19 protein-coding genes are annotated in these 17,726 nt (G+C 44.5%); 6 read left to right on the top strand and 13 right to left on the bottom strand.

Annotated elements, in window-relative coordinates:
* Positions 1 to 41: 41 nt before the first annotated feature.
* A complete protein-coding gene (locus tag IGI77_RS16935; RefSeq protein WP_008381799.1) occupies positions 42 to 1,034 on the top strand; it encodes a LacI family DNA-binding transcriptional regulator in 993 nt (330 codons plus the stop codon).
* Between the two features lie 51 nt (positions 1,035 to 1,085).
* Complete coding sequence (locus tag IGI77_RS16930; protein ID WP_061053450.1) at positions 1,086 to 1,955, top strand: ROK family protein; 870 nt, start codon at positions 1,086 to 1,088, stop codon at positions 1,953 to 1,955.
* A 441-nt stretch (positions 1,956 to 2,396) separates the two neighbouring features.
* On the opposite strand, the gene IGI77_RS16925 is transcribed toward IGI77_RS16930, so the two are convergent.
* From IGI77_RS16925 to IGI77_RS16875, 11 genes are all read right to left on the bottom strand, one after another.
* Complete coding sequence (locus tag IGI77_RS16925) at positions 2,397 to 2,936, bottom strand: DUF1697 domain-containing protein (protein ID WP_438770402.1); 540 nt, start codon at positions 2,934 to 2,936, stop codon at positions 2,397 to 2,399.
* Between the two features lie 274 nt (positions 2,937 to 3,210).
* Positions 3,211 to 4,602: an oxaloacetate decarboxylase subunit alpha gene (locus tag IGI77_RS16920; RefSeq protein WP_438770401.1), complete on the bottom strand. Its 1,392-nt coding sequence runs from the start codon at positions 4,600 to 4,602 to the stop codon at positions 3,211 to 3,213.
* Positions 4,599 to 5,153, bottom strand: a complete 555-nt coding sequence (gene citX, locus IGI77_RS16915) for a citrate lyase holo-[acyl-carrier protein] synthase (protein ID WP_026008125.1) — start codon at positions 5,151 to 5,153, stop codon at positions 4,599 to 4,601. The genes IGI77_RS16920 and citX overlap by 4 nt, the downstream gene beginning before the upstream one ends.
* Complete coding sequence (gene citF, locus IGI77_RS16910; protein ID WP_438770400.1) at positions 5,134 to 6,666, bottom strand: citrate lyase subunit alpha; 1,533 nt, start codon at positions 6,664 to 6,666, stop codon at positions 5,134 to 5,136. The genes citX and citF overlap by 20 nt, the downstream gene beginning before the upstream one ends.
* 2 nt (positions 6,667 to 6,668) lie before the next feature.
* Positions 6,669 to 7,556: a citrate (pro-3S)-lyase subunit beta gene (citE, locus tag IGI77_RS16905; RefSeq protein WP_005230463.1), complete on the bottom strand. Its 888-nt coding sequence runs from the start codon at positions 7,554 to 7,556 to the stop codon at positions 6,669 to 6,671.
* Entirely contained in the window at positions 7,544 to 7,852 is a 309-nt protein-coding gene (gene citD, locus IGI77_RS16900; protein WP_005230465.1) for a citrate lyase acyl carrier protein, read from the bottom strand. The genes citE and citD overlap by 13 nt, the downstream gene beginning before the upstream one ends.
* A 12-nt stretch (positions 7,853 to 7,864) precedes the next feature.
* On the bottom strand, positions 7,865 to 8,860 hold the full coding sequence (gene citC / locus IGI77_RS16895; protein ID WP_438770399.1) for a [citrate (pro-3S)-lyase] ligase: 996 nt from the start codon (positions 8,858 to 8,860) through the stop codon (positions 7,865 to 7,867).
* A 12-nt stretch (positions 8,861 to 8,872) separates the two neighbouring features.
* Positions 8,873 to 8,998, bottom strand: a complete 126-nt coding sequence (locus IGI77_RS16890) for an OadG-related small transporter subunit (RefSeq protein WP_008381833.1) — start codon at positions 8,996 to 8,998, stop codon at positions 8,873 to 8,875.
* 24 nt (positions 8,999 to 9,022) lie between these two features.
* Entirely contained in the window at positions 9,023 to 10,138 is a 1,116-nt protein-coding gene (locus IGI77_RS16885; RefSeq protein ID WP_010748903.1) for a sodium ion-translocating decarboxylase subunit beta, read from the bottom strand.
* A 23-nt stretch (positions 10,139 to 10,161) separates the two neighbouring features.
* Positions 10,162 to 10,575, bottom strand: coding sequence for an acetyl-CoA carboxylase biotin carboxyl carrier protein subunit (locus IGI77_RS16880; protein ID WP_438770398.1), 414 nt, complete (start codon positions 10,573 to 10,575; stop codon positions 10,162 to 10,164).
* 9 nt (positions 10,576 to 10,584) lie between these two features.
* Positions 10,585 to 10,932: a hypothetical protein gene (locus tag IGI77_RS16875; RefSeq protein WP_034869502.1), complete on the bottom strand. Its 348-nt coding sequence runs from the start codon at positions 10,930 to 10,932 to the stop codon at positions 10,585 to 10,587.
* A gap of 431 nt (positions 10,933 to 11,363) precedes the next feature.
* Between IGI77_RS16875 and IGI77_RS16870 the strand changes: the two genes are divergently transcribed.
* The 3 genes from IGI77_RS16870 (at position 11,364) to citG (ending at position 14,378) form a co-directional block, all read left to right on the top strand.
* Positions 11,364 to 12,710, top strand: coding sequence for a CitMHS family transporter (locus tag IGI77_RS16870; protein WP_010748906.1), 1,347 nt, complete (start codon positions 11,364 to 11,366; stop codon positions 12,708 to 12,710).
* 116 nt (positions 12,711 to 12,826) lie between these two features.
* Positions 12,827 to 13,522 carry a GntR family transcriptional regulator gene (locus IGI77_RS16865; protein WP_005230494.1) on the top strand — a complete coding sequence of 232 codons (696 nt, stop codon included), beginning with the start codon at positions 12,827 to 12,829 and terminating at the stop codon, positions 13,520 to 13,522.
* Positions 13,515 to 14,378, top strand: coding sequence for a triphosphoribosyl-dephospho-CoA synthase CitG (gene citG, locus IGI77_RS16860; protein WP_438770397.1), 864 nt, complete (start codon positions 13,515 to 13,517; stop codon positions 14,376 to 14,378). The genes IGI77_RS16865 and citG overlap by 8 nt, the downstream gene beginning before the upstream one ends.
* On the opposite strand, the gene IGI77_RS16855 is transcribed toward citG, so the two are convergent.
* Positions 14,355 to 15,071, bottom strand: a complete 717-nt coding sequence (locus tag IGI77_RS16855) for a response regulator transcription factor (protein ID WP_438770396.1) — start codon at positions 15,069 to 15,071, stop codon at positions 14,355 to 14,357. The genes citG and IGI77_RS16855 overlap by 24 nt on opposite strands.
* Positions 15,072 to 15,124: 53 nt before the next feature.
* Here IGI77_RS16855 and IGI77_RS16850 point away from each other — a divergent pair, with 53 nt between their 5' ends.
* On the top strand, positions 15,125 to 16,930 hold the full coding sequence (locus tag IGI77_RS16850; protein ID WP_438770395.1) for an ATP-binding protein: 1,806 nt from the start codon (positions 15,125 to 15,127) through the stop codon (positions 16,928 to 16,930).
* Positions 16,931 to 16,945: 15 nt separating this feature from the next.
* Here IGI77_RS16850 and IGI77_RS16845 read toward each other — a convergent pair whose 3' ends face one another.
* Complete coding sequence (locus tag IGI77_RS16845) at positions 16,946 to 17,365, bottom strand: phosphate-starvation-inducible PsiE family protein (RefSeq protein WP_074934197.1); 420 nt, start codon at positions 17,363 to 17,365, stop codon at positions 16,946 to 16,948.
* Between the last annotated feature and the right edge of the window lie 361 nt (positions 17,366 to 17,726).

The following is a 17,726-nucleotide window of genomic DNA, read 5'->3' as shown; positions in this document are numbered from 1 at the left end:
TTCATTATACTAAACTTGTGCAGAAATGTGAGGGATCAACTATGAAAGCAACAATGAAAGATGTCGCAAAATTAGCAGGTGTCGGAGTAGGAACTGTTTCCCGGGTATTGAATAACGGCTCTGTTAAAGCTTCTACTAGAGAAAAAGTTGAAGCAGCAATGACAGAGTTAAACTATCAACCAGATTTTTATGCCCGGGGGTTAAAGATGAAGCATACGAATACGGTTGCTTTGATTCTACCCACTGTATGGCATCCATTTTTTGGCGAATTTGCCTACCATGTAGAAACAGCATTAGAAAGACAAAACTACAAGCTTTATTTGTGTAACTCCAGTGGTAATAGTGAAAAAGAACAAGAATATATCCAGATGGTCAGCCAAAATAAAGTAGACGGCATCATTGGAATTACTTATTCAGATATCGATGAATACATTTCGAGTAATCTGCCTTTTGTTAGTATTGACCGTTATTTCACTGAAGAGGTGATTTATGTGACCGCTGACAATGCGGCCGGTGGACGTTTGGCTGCAAATGAACTTTATCGCCGAGGATGTCAGAATGTAGCATATATCGGTGGGTACCAAGAAACACCGAATGAAACGAAGAGTCGTCGAAAATATTTTGAGATCGAGTGCCGTCAACTGGGGATTTCCTATAAAGCGTTAGATATGTTAGAACCTTTAGACCATCTCTCAGAACGTGTAACAAATTTTTTGTTAGAGAATCCCGATATCGATGGGATTTTTACGATCAACGATCCGATGGCATTAGCTGTCATTGGTATGCTTGAAAAAATAGGGAAAAACGTACCAGAGGATGTCCAAGTTATCGGATTTGATGGTCAAAAGATGACAGAAGGAGACCCTTATCTCGTCTCAACAATTGCCCAACCTACAAAGCAAATGGCGGAAGTGGCAGTGGCAAAATTAATTGCTGTCATTAATGGAGAGACAGTAGAAAAACGTACCGTATTGCCGATTGAATTTGGTGAAGGTGGAACAACGAAATCTTTAGTGAGAAACGATTTTGCTTAGTGCAAATACGTTTCTTTTTTTGAAAATGAGTGAATGAAAGGTGTAGATAAAATGTTATATGGCGGGATAGAAGCTGGTGGAACAAAGTTTGTCTGTGGGATTGGTAACGAACAATTACAAGTGATAGAACGGAAAAGTTTTCCTACCACAACACCAGAAGAAACGATGAAGCAAGTGTTTGATTTCTTTGATAAGTACAAAGGAAATATCGCATCAATTGGTGTAGGAGCATTTGGGCCAATTGATATTCAAATCGAATCAAGAACTTACGGATATATCACCAACACTCCGAAGGTAGCTTGGCAAAATTATCATTTTGTAGGAGCTTTGGAAAACGCCTTGTCGGTTCCCATCTATTGGACTACCGATGTAAATGCTGCTTGTTATGGAGAATATATGGCAGGGTATGGAAAAGGTAAAAATAGTGTTCTTTATTACACCGTTGGTACTGGTGTTGGTGGTGGTGCTGTAGTCGATGGAAAAATAGTCACAGGTTTCAGTCATCCTGAAATGGGACATATGCTCTTACAACGTCATAATGAAGATCAATTTGAAGGAATCTGTCCTTTTCATCATGATTGTTTGGAAGGGTTAGCCTCAGGCCCCGCGATTGAAAAACGCTTTGGAAGAAAAGCCCAGACCATTTCATTTGATCATCCTTATTGGGCGATTGAGGCAGATTATCTTGCTCAGTGTGTGTATAACACAACGTTACTATATGCACCGGAAGTAATAATTTTAGGTGGGGGTGTAATGAAACAGCCGCAACTACTCGAGTTGATTCGCCAAGCGTTTAAAGAAAAAATGGGTTCCTATGTGGATACCCCTGCTCTTGAAGAATACTTACTAACTCCAATGCTCGCTGACGATGCAGGTTTGATCGGCTGCTTAGCTTTAGCAATAAAGAAGTTGGAACAATAGCAGCATGTTAAAGAACGTGCGAGAGAGTTTTTATAGCAGTTAGGATAGATAAAAAGGTTAACTAAAATGTGAGCTAGTAAAAAGGATGGCTAATAATAGATGTTCATATGTATCTTTTTCGTAATCGAATGTTGCGAATAAGAATTTTTTCTTTCGTTCTCGTCTTCAGTTATATTGTTGTCTAGCTGCCTCAAAATTACTTCTTAGTGCTTGGTTTTTGTTTTATCACAGATATTCATTATAGAAAGACACGATGTGAAAATCTATTATTCTCGGTAGTTTATTGCTTCTAGTTGGGATGATTGCGTAGAAACTTAACGTCAGTTAAAGTGCGTCACGAATAGTAGTAACGAGAACTAATGAGACATTAGAATGTTATAAGAAACCCGTCAGAAGAGTCTACCTGACGGGTTTTATAATTATTAGAAGGCTTGCTATTCCTCACAGCTCCGCAATCTTCCTTACGGTATTGATAGTCCGAATCGTAATCTGTTTACCGACGCTGGTGCTGGCTGTTTTTTTCCACCAATTGGTTTTTTGATAGTCTTTGCGGATGTAGGACCAGAAGACGACGTCTTTGTAAGGGAAAACCTGTTCAAGGTCGGCATTTGGAGCCCCGAGTTTTTCAGATAACACCTCGTAGGTCAGTGAAGGCATCAAAAAGATCAGGTTGTCATAGATGGTTTTATCTTCCGTTCCTGACCATTCAGGTATATGGGTCAAGCGTTCCTGCAGCTCTGTTTGGCGAATGATATAAATAGCGATATCAAAGGAAAAGTACCGTTTGATCATTGCTTTAATCATTTCGGCAAGGGCTTGTGGATCATACCCTTCACTGGAAAAAATCACATTGCCGCTATTCAAATAAGTGACCACATCTCTAAACCCCAGTTCTTCAAAACCGGCTTTCAATTCTTTCATAGAAATTTTGTTCTTTCCACCGACATTGATGCCTCTTAATAAAGCGATGTATCGTTGCATGGCTAGACCCTCCTTTAAAACGCTTCTTTTAGCTGATTATAGAATGGATGGAGCGAAAGCACAATCCTGGCTTCTCAGCTACCCAAAATACGTGAGCGAGAAGCGATTAATGCAAGCTTATTGGTGGAGTGGCAGTGGCGTACGTATTTTTGCACTGCTGATTAGTAAAAAAAAAGAAACAGCCTATAGATGGTAATACCCCTCACAAATTTGCTAAAGCAAGCGAATTTGTGAGGGGTACTTTAAGTTGTTTTCTCTATTTCTGGCTTCATTGTTAATCCACCGCAATCCTCACAGACACTGTCTGTAAGGGGACGTCATAAAAGGGATCTTCTCGTCGGCCTAAAAAGTCTTGGGCTTGCTGAGGGAAGAGGGCGTACATCAGCACGTCTTCTTCGCTTTTGGCATACTCAGCGATTTCTTCCCGAAAGGCTGGCAGTTGTGGTGCCAGTAGATCCGCTGGTCTAACGGTGATCACTTCGGCATCTCCGATGATTGTTTCTTTGATTTCTTCGCTGAGGGGTGCTGGCGATTGTCCATAAAGTCCTTTGACGTAATCTTTTATCTCACTTGGGACAAGTTTGTAGCGTTCTCCTGAAATCACATTCATCAAGGCTTGAGTGCCGACCATTTGCGACAATGGGGTCACTAGCGGTGGATAACCCAAGTCCGCTCTGACTTTTGGTACCTCTGCTAGGACTTCTTCATACTTGTCTTGCAATCCTTGTTCCGTCAATTGGCTGAGTAGGTTCGACAACATGCCGCCAGGTACTTGATAGATCAAGGTTTTGGGTTCGATGTCTTTGACTTTCGGATTCAGCAGCCCTTCTTCACGGAAACGATCACGAACGGGATTGAAATGTTCTGCAATCTCAGCGACTTTCTGCAAATCAAGTCCAGTAGCAAAGCCGCAATCTTCTAAGGCGATCGCCACAGATTCGGTCGCTGGCTGACTGGTGCCGCCAGCAAAAGAGGAGATGGCAGTATCAATGAGGTCTGCGCCAGCTTCCGCAACTTTCAAGTAAGTCATCTCAGCAATGCCGCTGGTGGCATGGGTATGGACTTCCAGCGGCAGATCGACCGCGTCTTTGATTCGGCTGACCAACTCGTAGCCGGTCTGCGGCGTCAAAACGCCTGCCATATCTTTGATACAGATAGAATCTGCGCCGAGGTCTGCCATTTTGTTGGCAAGGTCAACGAAGTAATCCACGGTATGGATCTGGCTAGTAGTATAAGAGATTGCCGTTTGACAGTGTCCACCCGCTGCTTTTGTGGCACGGATGGCAGTTTCCAAATTGCGGACATCATTTAAGGCATCAAACAAACGAAGAATGTCGATGCCGTTTTCGACCGATTTGGTCACAAAGTCAGCAACGACGTCATCGGCATAGTTTTTGTAGCCTAAGAGATTTTGTCCCCGTAAGAGCATTTGCAGTTTGGTCTTTTTCACTTCTTTGCGGATCGCCCGCAATCTTTCCCATGGGTCTTCATTTAAAAAACGCAGACAAGCATCGAAGGTCGCGCCGCCCCACATTTCCAGGGCATGGTAGCCTGCTTGGTCCATGGTTTTTAGAATCGGCAGCATATCGCTGGTAGGCATTCGTGTAGCGATCAGACTTTGTTGGCCGTCCCGCAAGACGGTTTCGGTAAATTGGATTTTTTTCATTCTTTCACTCTTTCCTGAATGATTTTACGGATCTGCTGCTGCATGTCTGCTACGCTATGAGTTCTAGAACGGCCACAAACTTTGGCGTCTTGCTCACAGATGTAGCAGCTTCTTGCAGGCAGTCCAATTTCGGTGCGGCTGATAGGTAAAAGCTGGTCTTGGGTTTTGGTTAAGACATCAAGATCCACCAACCGGCCGTAAGGATGATTGGTCTCAATCTGAACCATCATTCGTTTTAGTTCATAAGGATCTGTGGGCAGTACGAGATAATATTCTGGTCCGGTCTCCAAACTGCGGTAGAGGTTTGCCAGTGGAATTAGTTCCTTGACGACCTCTTCGATTTCCGTAATGAGTTCTTCAAAAACTGCGGTCAATGGGGCAGAATTTTTCACGGGACCAGGAATATTCATGGTGGCAACAAGCAATGCCGCTTTTTCATCCGCAGCGAGAAGCTCCCGTTGAAGGGAGCTTCTATTTTCTCGCGCCTGCAGCATGTCGGTTAGCGTCACAGGGGTTCCTGAAAATAGGGCATCAGACATTTTTGACCACATCAATGATCGTGCCATCGCGGTATTCGATCAAAGCGACGGTTTTTTCCCCGTACTTGATGGGTTCGGGTTGACCCACGATACTGTAGGCTTTTTCTTTTAATTCTTCAATGGTGTATTGGGGAATATCCAATGCTTCAAAATGGCTGATCAGGTCTTTGCGAGCTGGATTGATGGCGATCCCGATTTCTGTGACGACAACATCAATGCTGGCGCCTGGCGTGACGATCGTGTTGACGGTATCGACGATCGTTGGGATCCGTCCCCGCACGAGAGGAGCGATCACTAAGCTCATTTTGCACGCCATACTGGTATCTGAGTGGCCGCCAGAAGCACCGCGGATCACACCGTCAGAACCGGTGATGACATTGATATTGAAATCCGTGTCGACTTCCAGTGCGGAAAGAATGGCGGTATCCAATTGATTGATAAACGCCCCTTTGCTTAACGGTGAGGCATACATATTGGCATCGATCTCGTAATGATTGGCGTTTTTTCCTAGCGATTGTGCGGAAGGATGATCAAAGTCTTGGACATCGATCAGTTTTTCCACTAATCCTTCTTCTAACAGTTCCACCATGGCATTGGTGATGCCGCCAAGGGCAAAGCTGGCTTTGATCTCATCTTGGATCATTGCTTCGCGTAAAAAACGAGAAACGGCTAATGCGGCACCGCCTGTTCCAGTTTGGAAGGAGAAGCCTTGTTGGTAGTAAGGCGAGCTCGTGATGACCTTGGCTGCATACTCAGCAATTAGCAATTCTTTTGGATTTTTGGTAAAGCGGGTCGCACCTTTTGCGATCCCTGCAGGATCACCGATGGCGTCGACTTCCACGACATAATCGACATCCGTTTGGGGAATGCTGATTGGGGTATTTGGAAACGGCACCAGGGTGTCGGTGACGATCACGACTTGGTCGGCGTATTTTGCATCGACCATCGCATAGCCCAATGAGCCGCAGGTTGCTTTTCCGACGGTGCCATTAGCGTTGCCATACGCATCTGAGCTAGGCGCTCCTAAGAAAGCGACATCGATGTGGATATCGCCGGCGGCAATCGCACGAGCACGACCGCCATGAGAACGGATAATGACTGGGGCATCCATAATGCCTTCGGAGATTGCGGCACCGACTTTGTCCCGCAGACCGCTAGAGGTGATATTGGTCACGACCCCAGATTTGATATGTCCGATCAATGGTTCATGGACATTCGCGATGGAACTAGGGGCAATCGCAAGATTCTTGATGCCCATTTTTGCGATCTCGTCCAAAACGAGATTCATGATAAAGTCCCCTTCGCGAAAATGATGGTGGAAGGAGATCGTCATGCCGTCCGTTAAACCTGTTTTTTCAATGGCTTCACGTATGCTGCCTAAGACCTTGCTTTTGCCTGGCAGGACTGGCTCGATCTTGCGACTCGCTTCTTTGTAGGCATGGATATTGGCCGTTTCATTTTCAAAGACCCCGTATTGGTTGGCATAGCATTCAGGGATGTCTTTTCCTGCTTTGTTTAACACCATAATTACACTTCCTCCTCGGTAATCAATTTCGCTGCTTTGGCAAGGGCGATCACGCGTTCCGCTCGCTCAACGATTGGTTTATCGACCATTTTGCCATTCAAGGAGATCACACCAGAACCTTTGCTTTCGGCTTCGCGAATGGCCCAGATCACTTCTTTGGCCTGTTGGATCTCGGCTTTTGAAGGCGCATAGATCCCATTGACTAGGGGAATCTGCCGTGGATTGATCACTGATTTTCCGTCAAAACCAAGCTGCTTGATGCGAGTCGTTTCAGCGATAAAGCCATCGGTGTCATTGATATCAGAAAAGACGGTATCGATGGCGGCGATCCCTGCAGCTCTAGCTGCATGCAAGATCATACTGCGGGCAAACAACAATTCTTGCCCATCTGGGTAGCGACGAGTCTTCATATTGGTGACATAATCTTCTGCCCCTAAAGCGATCCCGATCAAACGATCGGAAGCTGTAGCGATGTCTCGGGCATTTAAAACGCCTTCGGCAGACTCAATGGCAGCCATCATTTTGGTGGTTCCTACAGGCAGATCGTTTTCTTCTTCTACTTGTGTGATCACAGCGGCAACGTCAATGATGTCTTGGGCGGTTTCGGTTTTCGGTAGACGAATGACGTTGACCCCCGCTAGGACCATCGCTTCGATATCAAGGGCACCCACCGTGTCGAGGCCGTTGATGCGTACGACGGTTTCGATGGCAGAATAGTCAAAGGTTTTTAAGGCAAAATGCACCAGTGTCCGAGCGGAGTCTTTTTCATTCAAGGAGACCGCATCTTCTAAATCAAACATAACGGAATCGGCGCCATACAATGGTGCATCTCGTAGCATGGCAGCATTGGCTCCTGGTACAAACATCATCGTTCTTCTTAAACGTTCCATGTGTCGATCTCCTTCCAAGCATACTGTTCTTGTTCGGCGGCCCGATGAACGGCGGTCAGAGTTCGGGCTTTGATGGTACAGTCCAAGGCGCCTTTATCGGTGGCGGTGATTTTGGCCTGGGTCACGCCTAGATGGTTCAGCGTTTCAAGGATGACGGCGCGAATTTGTTTGCCGAATTGTTTTTCGACACTGCTATCGAGGGTCAGCTCGATGGTTTGGGTTGTGGTAGGCTCGATCGCGATCAAGATATCACTGGATTCAACAGAGCCAGCAACCGCACTTTTTTTGATTTCCACTTATTATCACCTCTAAATATAGTTATGCTGCATTAAAAATGAGAACGTTGTTTCTGGTAAAAATTGCTGCAAGGAAAGTAAATCTTTTTCTGCAATCGCTTTCCGAACGTTTGTAGCCGAAACGGTTGATTGGTTGATCTTCAGACGGTCGATCACGATCAGTTCAAGCTCGGGTGAAAAAACGGCAGCCATGGCCTCGTTGTAGAGTTGGGTCACGGGCGAGTAAGGCTCTGAGCCTACAAAACGCGTAGTGATCGCCAACAGCGGGGCAAGTTTTTCTTTGAAGAGGGTTGCATCAAAGGCGGCTTGTTTTTTGGCGATCGCCTCAGGTGCTTGCTCTTTCAAGAAATAACTGGGAAAGACCGCCGAAGAGACGAGATAGTTGTTGGTCGGCAGCACCGTTACATTTGGCAGATGAGCCACACCATCCGTCACCATCTGCAGCCGTTCGCTGGTAGAAAATTGCGAGCGGTCTTCTGATAAAACGAACACATAAACCTGTTCTTTTTGACTCGCAGCCGTTTCGACTAAGTACAAATGTCCTTTGGTAAAAGGATTAGCGTTCATGACGATCGCGCCGTTGTTTTGTCCAATTCGCTGCCGTTGCAGTTGCTGGGCATAGCTTTCAAAAGAAGGAACGCCTTGTTCCATGAACAAGATGTCTTGTGCTGCCAGCACTTCACGAAACCCGAGGGATTCAAAAAACAGGCGGTTTTTCGGTGCTGTATAGACGAAGGACTTGGTGAAGCCTTCGTCTTTGATATGATCGCTAAGGTGTGAAATCAATTGCGTCAACAGCTGTTCGGAGCGTCTTTTTTCACAGACCACCACATACTTGATGATATTGGCATAGCAAGAAGCAGTAGCAATCAAGGTTTGCTGGTCAAAAATGCCGACGGTATAGGCTACTTCTTCACCGACGGCTAAGCCAGCATGAGTAATCAATTTTTGCCATTGCAAAAAGACTTCTGGATCTTTTTGCAGCCAGATTCTTTTTAAGGTATACATACAATGCCTTCTTTATTTTTTTACTGGGAAGAGCTTCGACAAAAGCAAGGATGCGAAGTAGATGATCAGGATCACGACAAAGACGCCGCCCCAACCGAATAACAACAATTCAAATGAAGTCAGTAAATCTTGACTCATAGTTTTCCTCTCCTTTCTAGTGACCTAAGCAATCAGTGCCAGCAGTAAGCCACCGGCGATGACCGAAGCAATCTGTCCTGAAACGTTGGCACCGGCTGCATGCATCAAAATAAAGTTTTGCGGATCTTCATCTGTCGCCATTTTTTGGATGACCCGACTAGACATTGGAAACGCAGAGATACCAGCGGCACCGATCATTGGATTGATTTTTTCTTTACGGAACAAGTTCAGCACTTTCGCAAACAACACGCCGCCGACCGAGTCCATCACGAAGGCAACCAGCCCTAAACCAATAACCATCAATGTATCGACTTGTAAGAATTCTTCATATTGCATTTTCACAGAAATTGATAAACCTAGGAGGATACTAATGATATTCACTAGTTCGTTTTGAGCAGTGATGGACAAACGATCCAAGACACCACATTCCCGTAAGAGATTTCCAAACATCAAAAATCCAACCAGTGGCAATGAAACAGGTGCAATTAACCCTGCTACGATCGAGATCACGATCGGGAACAAAATTTTGGCCGTTTGCGAAACTTCGCCGGCACGATACGACATACGAATTTTTCGTTCATGCTTGGTCGTCACTGCTTTGATGGCAACTGGTTGAATGATCGGCACTAGCGCCATGTAAGAGTAAGCTGCTACCATGATCGCACCCATATATTTCGAGTTCAGCGTATTTGCGACAAAAATCGAAGTCGGACCGTCAGCAGCGCCGATGATCCCGATGGAAGCTGCGTCGTTTAAATCAAAACCAAGCAACACGGCAACGATGATCGTAAAGAAGATCCCGAATTGCGCAGCAGCGCCAAACAACAAAAGAAATGGATTTTGCAGCAAGGGACCAAAATCGATCATCGCGCCAATCCCGATAAACAAAAGCAAGGGGAACAATTCAGTTGAGATCCCCATATCAAACAATACTTGGAACGGGCCAGCTTCTCCGCCAGCACTTAACACACCTGAGTTCGGGAAGTTCACTAACAACGTGCCCAATCCCATGGGTACTAATAAGGTCGGTTCATATTCTTTCTTGATTCCCAAATACATCAATAGACCACCGATGAACATCATAACGATCCGTCCCGGCTCCGATCCTAACCCGACTACACCTTCAATTAACGTTTCCACTACGTCACTTCCTTTTCAATAAATTAGCCGATCGTAATCAGCAGTTCTCCTGGGTTGACCATGTCGCCCGCATTGACTGCAATCGCAACCACGGTTCCTGCTTTTGGTGCCACGATCTCATTTTCCATCTTCATGGCTTCTAAAATCATCAACGACTGATTTTCTTGTACAGTATCACCTACATTGACCAAGAGACGTAAAATCGTTCCCGGCATCGGAGAATGAATCGGCTCGCCATCAGCAGGAAGCGTAGCTGGCGCTGGCTGCGGTGCTACTTCTGGTTCTGGTGTGCTGACTGCCTCTGGTTGAGCAGGTACCGCTGCAGGAGCCGGTGTTGGCACTGCTGGGGCAGGAGCGGTAGATTGCGGCGCACCGATTTCTTCCATTTCGACAAGGTATTCTTGCCCATCGATCGCTATTTTAAATTTACGTAACATGTTTTTCCCTCACTTGTTTTCATTTTTTTTGGCTATTTTTTTGATTGTGAACTGAGAATCAGGCAGCTCTCCTGCGGCAATACTGGCAGCAATCAGGGCGACTCGCTTAAATTCAGGATTGCGTTTCTCAATTCTTCGAATGACAAACTGACTTTCAGGGTAACATTCAGCCCCTAGTGCGGCGGCTATCAGACTGACTAATGGATAATCTTCTGCAGGCGCTGGCTGATAGCTCGACACTTCTTGCCAATCAGACGCGGGTGGATCCGTTATCATTTCCTGTGGCTTCAAAGGGGAGCTGACAGGCGCATCAGGTTCATCATGCGTTTTTTTGAACAATCTTTTAATAAGATTCATGGGTTTCTCCTTTCTCAATGATTCGTTCCCTTTCATTATAGAAACTCCCGTTCAATCAGCGAGATTTATTTCGGCTGAAAATTGTTTTTTCAGTGTTCCTTTTTTAAAAAAAGAGCGAAAAACCTTAGTAAACGTTGATTTATCAAGGTTTTTCTTGCGTTAATATTCTATTAAGAACTTTTTAAACGAAAAATAAGATTTGAAAAGAGAAATTGTTTTTTTGCTGTTCTTTTTTTAAACGGGTCTTTTTTTCTATTTCTTGATTGTTTATTCTTAGACGTGTAAAGCATTCAATAACATTATTTCCTTTAAGAAAAGAAAAAGATTCACAAACTAGTGACGCTTGTCGCTAACAAATTACGGGCCTGTAATTTTTTTAAAATGTTTTTTGATAACGCTTACACATTTCGATGCATGAAAGGAAGAAGAAAATGTTCTTAACGATTTTATCCTATGCTATGATTATTGTCTTCATGTTCGTCATCATGAAGAAAAAAATGTCACCCTTTACATCCTTAGTAATTATCCCATTACTATTTACCCTTGTTGCGATGGTTGCTGGTGTTTCAGAAAAAGGCAATATCGGTGATTTTGTCCTTGAGGGAATCTCCACCACAGCCAACACAGGGATCATGTTGCTGTTTGCGATTTTGTACTTTTCGATTATGTTGGATGCGGGTTTGTTTGATCCAATCACGAAAAAAATGATTTATTTTGCTAAAGGCGATCCGATGAAAGTCTTGATGGCAACGGCAGTCGTTGCCGCTGCAGTCTCTTTGAACGGTGATGGAACGACCACGACCTTGATCTGTTGTTCTGCGTTTATTCCCATCTATAAGAAGTTGAATATGAAAATGATGAACCTTGGTGTCTTGATCATTTTGCAAAATACCATCATGAACTTGTTGCCATGGGGCGGACCAACTGCTCGGGCAATGGCCGTGCTGGAAGTCGATGCGGATATTCTTTCTTATCTGCTGCCAGGAATGATTTTGTCTCTGCTCTATGTGGTTTTCTTTGTAGCTCGCAGAATGGGGATCCAAGAACGGAAACGTTTAGGAGTTACCGAGCTGACGAATGATGAGATTTTAGAAATGACAACTGTGACTGATCCTGATACATTAGCGATCCGCCGTCCGAAAAACTTTGTCTTCAACGGTATCTTAACGATCGTCTTGATTGGCTGGTTAGTAGCAAGTTCCTTTATCTCTAGTATCGCTTTACCACCAATCTTGTTATTCCTAGTAGGTACGTGTATCGCATTGATGGTCAACTACCCAATCTTGAAAGACCAGTCGTCACGGATCGGTGCCAACGGCGGCGACGCTGTGCAAGTCGTAATTTTAGTTTTTGCAGCAGGCGTCTTCATGGGCTTGTTCCAAGGCTCAGGGATGGCAACGGCTTTGGCGAATAGCTTCACGCAAATCATCCCTAAACAATTGGCTGGTTTCTGGGGCTTAGTCATCGCCCTGATTTCTGCACCTGGGACCTTCTTTATTTCCAATGACGGGTTTTACTTTGGGGTCCTGCCAGTCTTAGCAGAAGCAGGTCGTTCGTATGGCTTCACCAATATGCAGATGGCCTTAGCCTCTTTAATGGGCCAAGCGTTCCACTTGTTAAGTCCATTGGTTGCCTTCATCTACTTGCTGTTGCGCTTGACGGGCTTAGATATGGGACAATGGCAAAAAGAAGCTGCGAAATACGCACTGGGGATTTTCGTGATCTTCGTCGTTACGATCGTGCTATTAGGTCACATGCCGTTTTATATTCCACAGTAATTTCATACAGAAACTATCGAGCAGGCTGCCATTTTGCTCGGTAGTTTTCCTTGTTTATCGATAAACTTATTTTTTCCCAAAAATCTCATTTGTTTTTAGTATGATAGGAGTAAATCATGAATCCAATTATTGATGCAGTAAATAAAAATCTGGATCTGACCAAAAATAAACCATTAAAAGATTTGATCTATGAAGCATTCAAAAAAACCATCATTTTAGGAGATATTCCCGCAGGCTCTCGCATCAATGAGAAAGAATTTTCCGATACGCTAAATATCAGCCGAACCCCGATTCGTTACGCCATGACTCAGCTCGTGGCTGAAAAACTGGTGGAGCATGTGCCAAAAATCGGCATCGTCGTAAAAGGGATCAGTATCAAAGATGCTTATGAGATTTACGATATCCGCAAATCATTGGATACGTTAGCGACCATCAAAGCGATGGACTTGATGACTGAGGAAGATTTCCAGGAAATGCGCTGCTTGTTAGAACATGGCGAACAGCTGAATCGTGAGGATGATGTGGATGGGGTCTTGAAAAACTTTTCGGACTTCAATGCGTTTATTTACGAAAAAAGTCAAATGCTGCGGTTAAAAAGTATCGTGCTAGATCTGCAAGCGTACCTCGTGTATTTTCGTGACATTGCGATTCGCTCTTCTAGAAGAAGGGATGCGGCATTGGCGGAACATTGGCTGATTTATCGCGGCATGAGAACTAATGACACGGAACAGATCACGTTGTTGACCCATGAACATTTGGATCACTCCCTGCAATTTATTCTTGCTGAAATGGAGCGAAGAAAAATTGACTGATTCCCGTCTTTTTACCGCCAGCAACTATGCAGTCAATGCGCTGCATTATGAGGTAGCGTTAGCACCCAAGCCTGGTTTAGTAGATCCTTGCTCCTCTGGTGCGCATCAGGACATGAATGTGTTTACCTTTATCAACAGTATCACTTGTTTGGCGCCTTTTTTTCAGCGCTATAGCCAAGCGGGCTTTGCCCATACAGGCTCGCTGATCCAGCTATTTGACCAGTTACGAGGGATCGGTCAAGAAGCAGAAACAGCGATGCTTCGGGCAACCAAAGGCATCAATACCCACAAAGGGGCAAATTTTTCCTTTGCAGTTTTGTTGGGGGCGACAGGAGTCTATTATCAACAAAATGGCAAGGCGGAGCTGACGGCTGAAGATACCAATCAGATCCTGCAGCTTGCCGCTGATATCTGCCAGCATTTGGTCAAGCAAGACCTGCAGCAAATCACCCACAAAGACCAGTTGTCTTACGGGGAAAAAAATTATTTGACCTACGGCACGATGGGGATTCGTGGAGAAGCTGCAGCTGGGTATCCAACGGTCAAAAAACTGCTGGAGTACTTGCGGCAGCAACCGCAAAAAACCTCCGTTTCCTTGTTGCGCGGGTTAGTCTATCTAATGAGTGAAACCGAAGACAGCAACCTCGTCCACCGAGGAGGTTACGAGGCGATGAAGACCGTGCAGCAGGAGATGCAAAAAATTCACCAAGCCAATCTGTCGGATACAGACTTGCTTCGTGAATTAACGACCTATGATCAAGTATTGATCGCACGCCATTTGAGTCCCGGCGGCTCGGCGGATCTTTTAGCCTTGGCGCTTTATTTCTTGCAGCTAGAAGGCGTCTCCTTCTGGTAAAAAGGTATAGCCGATCCCCCAAACGGTTTTCAAAAAGCGGGCGTGCTTCGGCTCGTCTTCAATTTTGTTTCGCAGATGATTGATAAAAACCATCACGGTATTGGCATCGAATTGGCCGTCTTGCCAGACATTGCTGTAAATCTGTTCTTTCGAGAACACTTGATCCGGATTTTCCATGAAAAAGCGCATCAGCATGATTTCTTTTGAAGACAACTTGATGAGCTGATCATTTTTGAAAAACTGATAGCGTTTTTGGTCAAAACGAAACATGCCGCTGCACAGATCGCCTTCCGGTTTGGCGATCCCTTTTTCTCGCAGCACGTTGCGGCGATCAAGAATCGAAACGATTTGTGCTTTTAAGAGTGCCGGTGAAAAAGGCTTCGTAATGTAGTGATCAGCGCCAATCTCATAGCCGTTGATCATGTCTTTTTCGTCCCTTTTTCCGCTCAAAAAAACGATCGGCACCGTGGGGTTTTCTTCCCGAATCAGTTGTGCCAAATGATAGCCGTCATTTTCATGCTCTAAACTGATATCCAGTAAAAAAAGATCAAAGCTGACACGAGAGTTGATCGCAATCGTTTTTTCAACGGAATCGGTCTGGTAGATCAAAATACCCGTCGACTGTAAAGATTTCCATATCAGCCGCCGAATCGCAGGGTCATCATCAACGATTAAAATTTTTTCATCTCGCAAAATATCCGCCTCCTGTATCAATAGTATTATAGTAAATATGAAAGGGGTTTACAATGAAACCGCCATCAAAGTTTTGGCTGTATTTAAGTGTGGTCGCTACCTTATTCATTACACTGATTGGACTTATTTTTACCTTTACAAGTTATAAAAGCGCACAAAGACAAGCTGAAACCGTCGGGTTGCGGCAGTTGGAAACGGTCAATCAAGCGGCGATCAAGCTGATCAGCCGCAGTATCGAATCGTACCACATGGCTCTTACCAATTATGCCGATGACCACCTTGAAGGCGCCGCCTTGGCTGATTTGCAGCGCCCCTTAACGTTACCAGTGATCAATTCTGCGAACAATGCCATGGTCGGATTGTTTTTGATCGACCAACAAGGTCAGGTCATCGCCCAAAATACCGCAACGGCGGTCAATAAACCAGAAGACCCGCCGTTGCAAGAATTGTTATTCAAAGACCCATCCTTAGACAAAGTATTGGCAGGACGGCAGGTACAAAATGGGCAAGTTTATTTTGATGGCAAGCAGGCCTATCTAAATGTGTATCAGTCCCTAACCCTTGACGACAAAGAAGCGATTCTTGTGATGCCTTTGAATCTGCAGCGCATGTACCATCATGAATTTACCACCGATCGCAATGTCTCCGGCTATACGATGGTCAAAAACGCCGAGATGCGGATCGTTATGCACCCATCGGACGAACAAATTGGTTTTTCCATCGTTGAAAGCCGTAAAAAAGAATTTCCAGAGCTGGATTTCACCGATCTTGAGCGCTTGGAGCAAGAACAAATCGACAATGAAGAAGGCACCTCCGTCTATTATTCTTATTGGTGGAACGAAGAAGCACTGCAAAAAGTGCTGAAATTGGCTGCTTATCAATGGATCACCATCGGCGACAGTCGGCTGATCGTCGCTAGCAATGCTGATTTTTTGGAGCAAAGCGGTCTCTTTTTACAAGACAACTTGATTTTGATCGGCCTACTAGGTTTGTTGTTTGTCATTATGATTTTATTGACGGTCCTGATCAAAAACTACATGAAACGCAATCAAGCCTATGTCGAAAACCAAGCATTGAAAGAACGACAACGGCTGTTAAAAGAAAAGCACGAAATCGAAAAAAACATTTTGCAAGAATCAAAACTGGAAACCATTGGCTTATTAACGACCTCGATCGTCCATGACCTAAACAACTTTTTGACGCCCATGATTGGTCATCTGCAATTGCTGATCGAGGAAAACCAACACGATGAAGTCTTAGTGGAGGACTTGCAAGAAGTCTGCAAAGCAGCAGAAAAAGGCAAAGAGTTATCTAGCAATGTGCTGCGTTTTTCAAAACTCGAAAGTGCCGACAAAACTGTGCAGTCGATCGCTACTACCTTGACAGAAGCCATCGATACTATGCGCGCACTGTTGCCAAAAGCCTTTTCCCTTACGTATGATATCCAAGAAGTAGGATATGCCGTCTACGAGAAGATCGATCTGCAAGTCATTATTTACAATTTGTTGATGAATGTATACCAAGCAAATGCTGACTGCAGCATTCGATTGAGCCGCACTTCGACAGAAAGCGCCACCTTTCTGTTTCGTAAGCAAGCTTTCTCCGCGCAACAGGAGTTTGCTTTGATCGAAATCGCCGACAACGGTCCCGGCATACCAGAAGCGATCCAAGAAAAAATCTTTACCCGCTTTTTCACGACCAAGAGTGCCACTGGCGGTACTGGTCTAGGACTCTTCACTGTCTCTTCGATCGTGGAAAAAAACGATTGGCTGATTGATGTTACAAGTACGCCTAAAGGAACCACCTTTTATATTGGTATCCCTCTAACTGATCCCGAAAAAGCCGCTGAAACCAATTGATCCAATGGGATGGTTTCAGTGGTCTTTTTCCTGGGTATGTTGGAAGGCATTGATTTTTTGCAGGACTAGCAAGACGAGTACCAAAACAAAGATCGCTAAAGCAAAAAATAGGGCATCGTTCGCCATGCCTTGCGTCAACAATAACTCGCGCAAAATCGCAGTAATGCTGATCAGAATCAAGTAACGGACAGGGATATGGTGTCCATCCTTCATATACCGCAGCAACATCAAAATGATTTCTAATAAAATGAATAACGTGGCAATTTCTTCGATCAAAAAGGACAGGTGGGGCGCTTCGCTTAAGGGAAAGAGCGTCGTACTGATCATAAAAATCGCTTTTCCCATAAAAATCAAGACGACAACGACTAAGATCGCCAACATGCTATCAATGCAAATACTGATCACTCGCTCGAACATTCGGGTCAATTTTTCCATTCGCCACTCCATTTCTGCTTTTTCTTTTATTATACAAAAGAAGGCGTAGGACAAAGGGAAAAGAACAGAGAAAGAACAATCGCGGCCATATCTTTTTGACCGCAAGCTTAACGGTCCTTCTATGGGCATGTCTTTTGTGATAGCTTTCAATAGCAGAAAGTAGCGAGGAAAATATAATATCTTTTTTTGGTAAAATTAGAATAAGATGAGAATGAATAGTTAAAATATACACAAATTATTACGAGACACTTAGTTTCTTTTTTTGTTACAATGGTTAAATAAAATAGAACGCTGTTAAAATGTTGCTTAAACAATGTTTTTATCGCTATCGAATAGAAAAATAGTCCGATCGCAAGATATT

This window comes from Enterococcus sp. DIV0213h (assembly GCF_051711285.1).
Classification (GTDB): domain Bacteria; phylum Bacillota; class Bacilli; order Lactobacillales; family Enterococcaceae; genus Enterococcus_D; species Enterococcus_D casseliflavus.
Note: the sequence above shows the minus strand (reverse complement) of the source record. Positions and strands in the feature narration are given on the sequence as shown.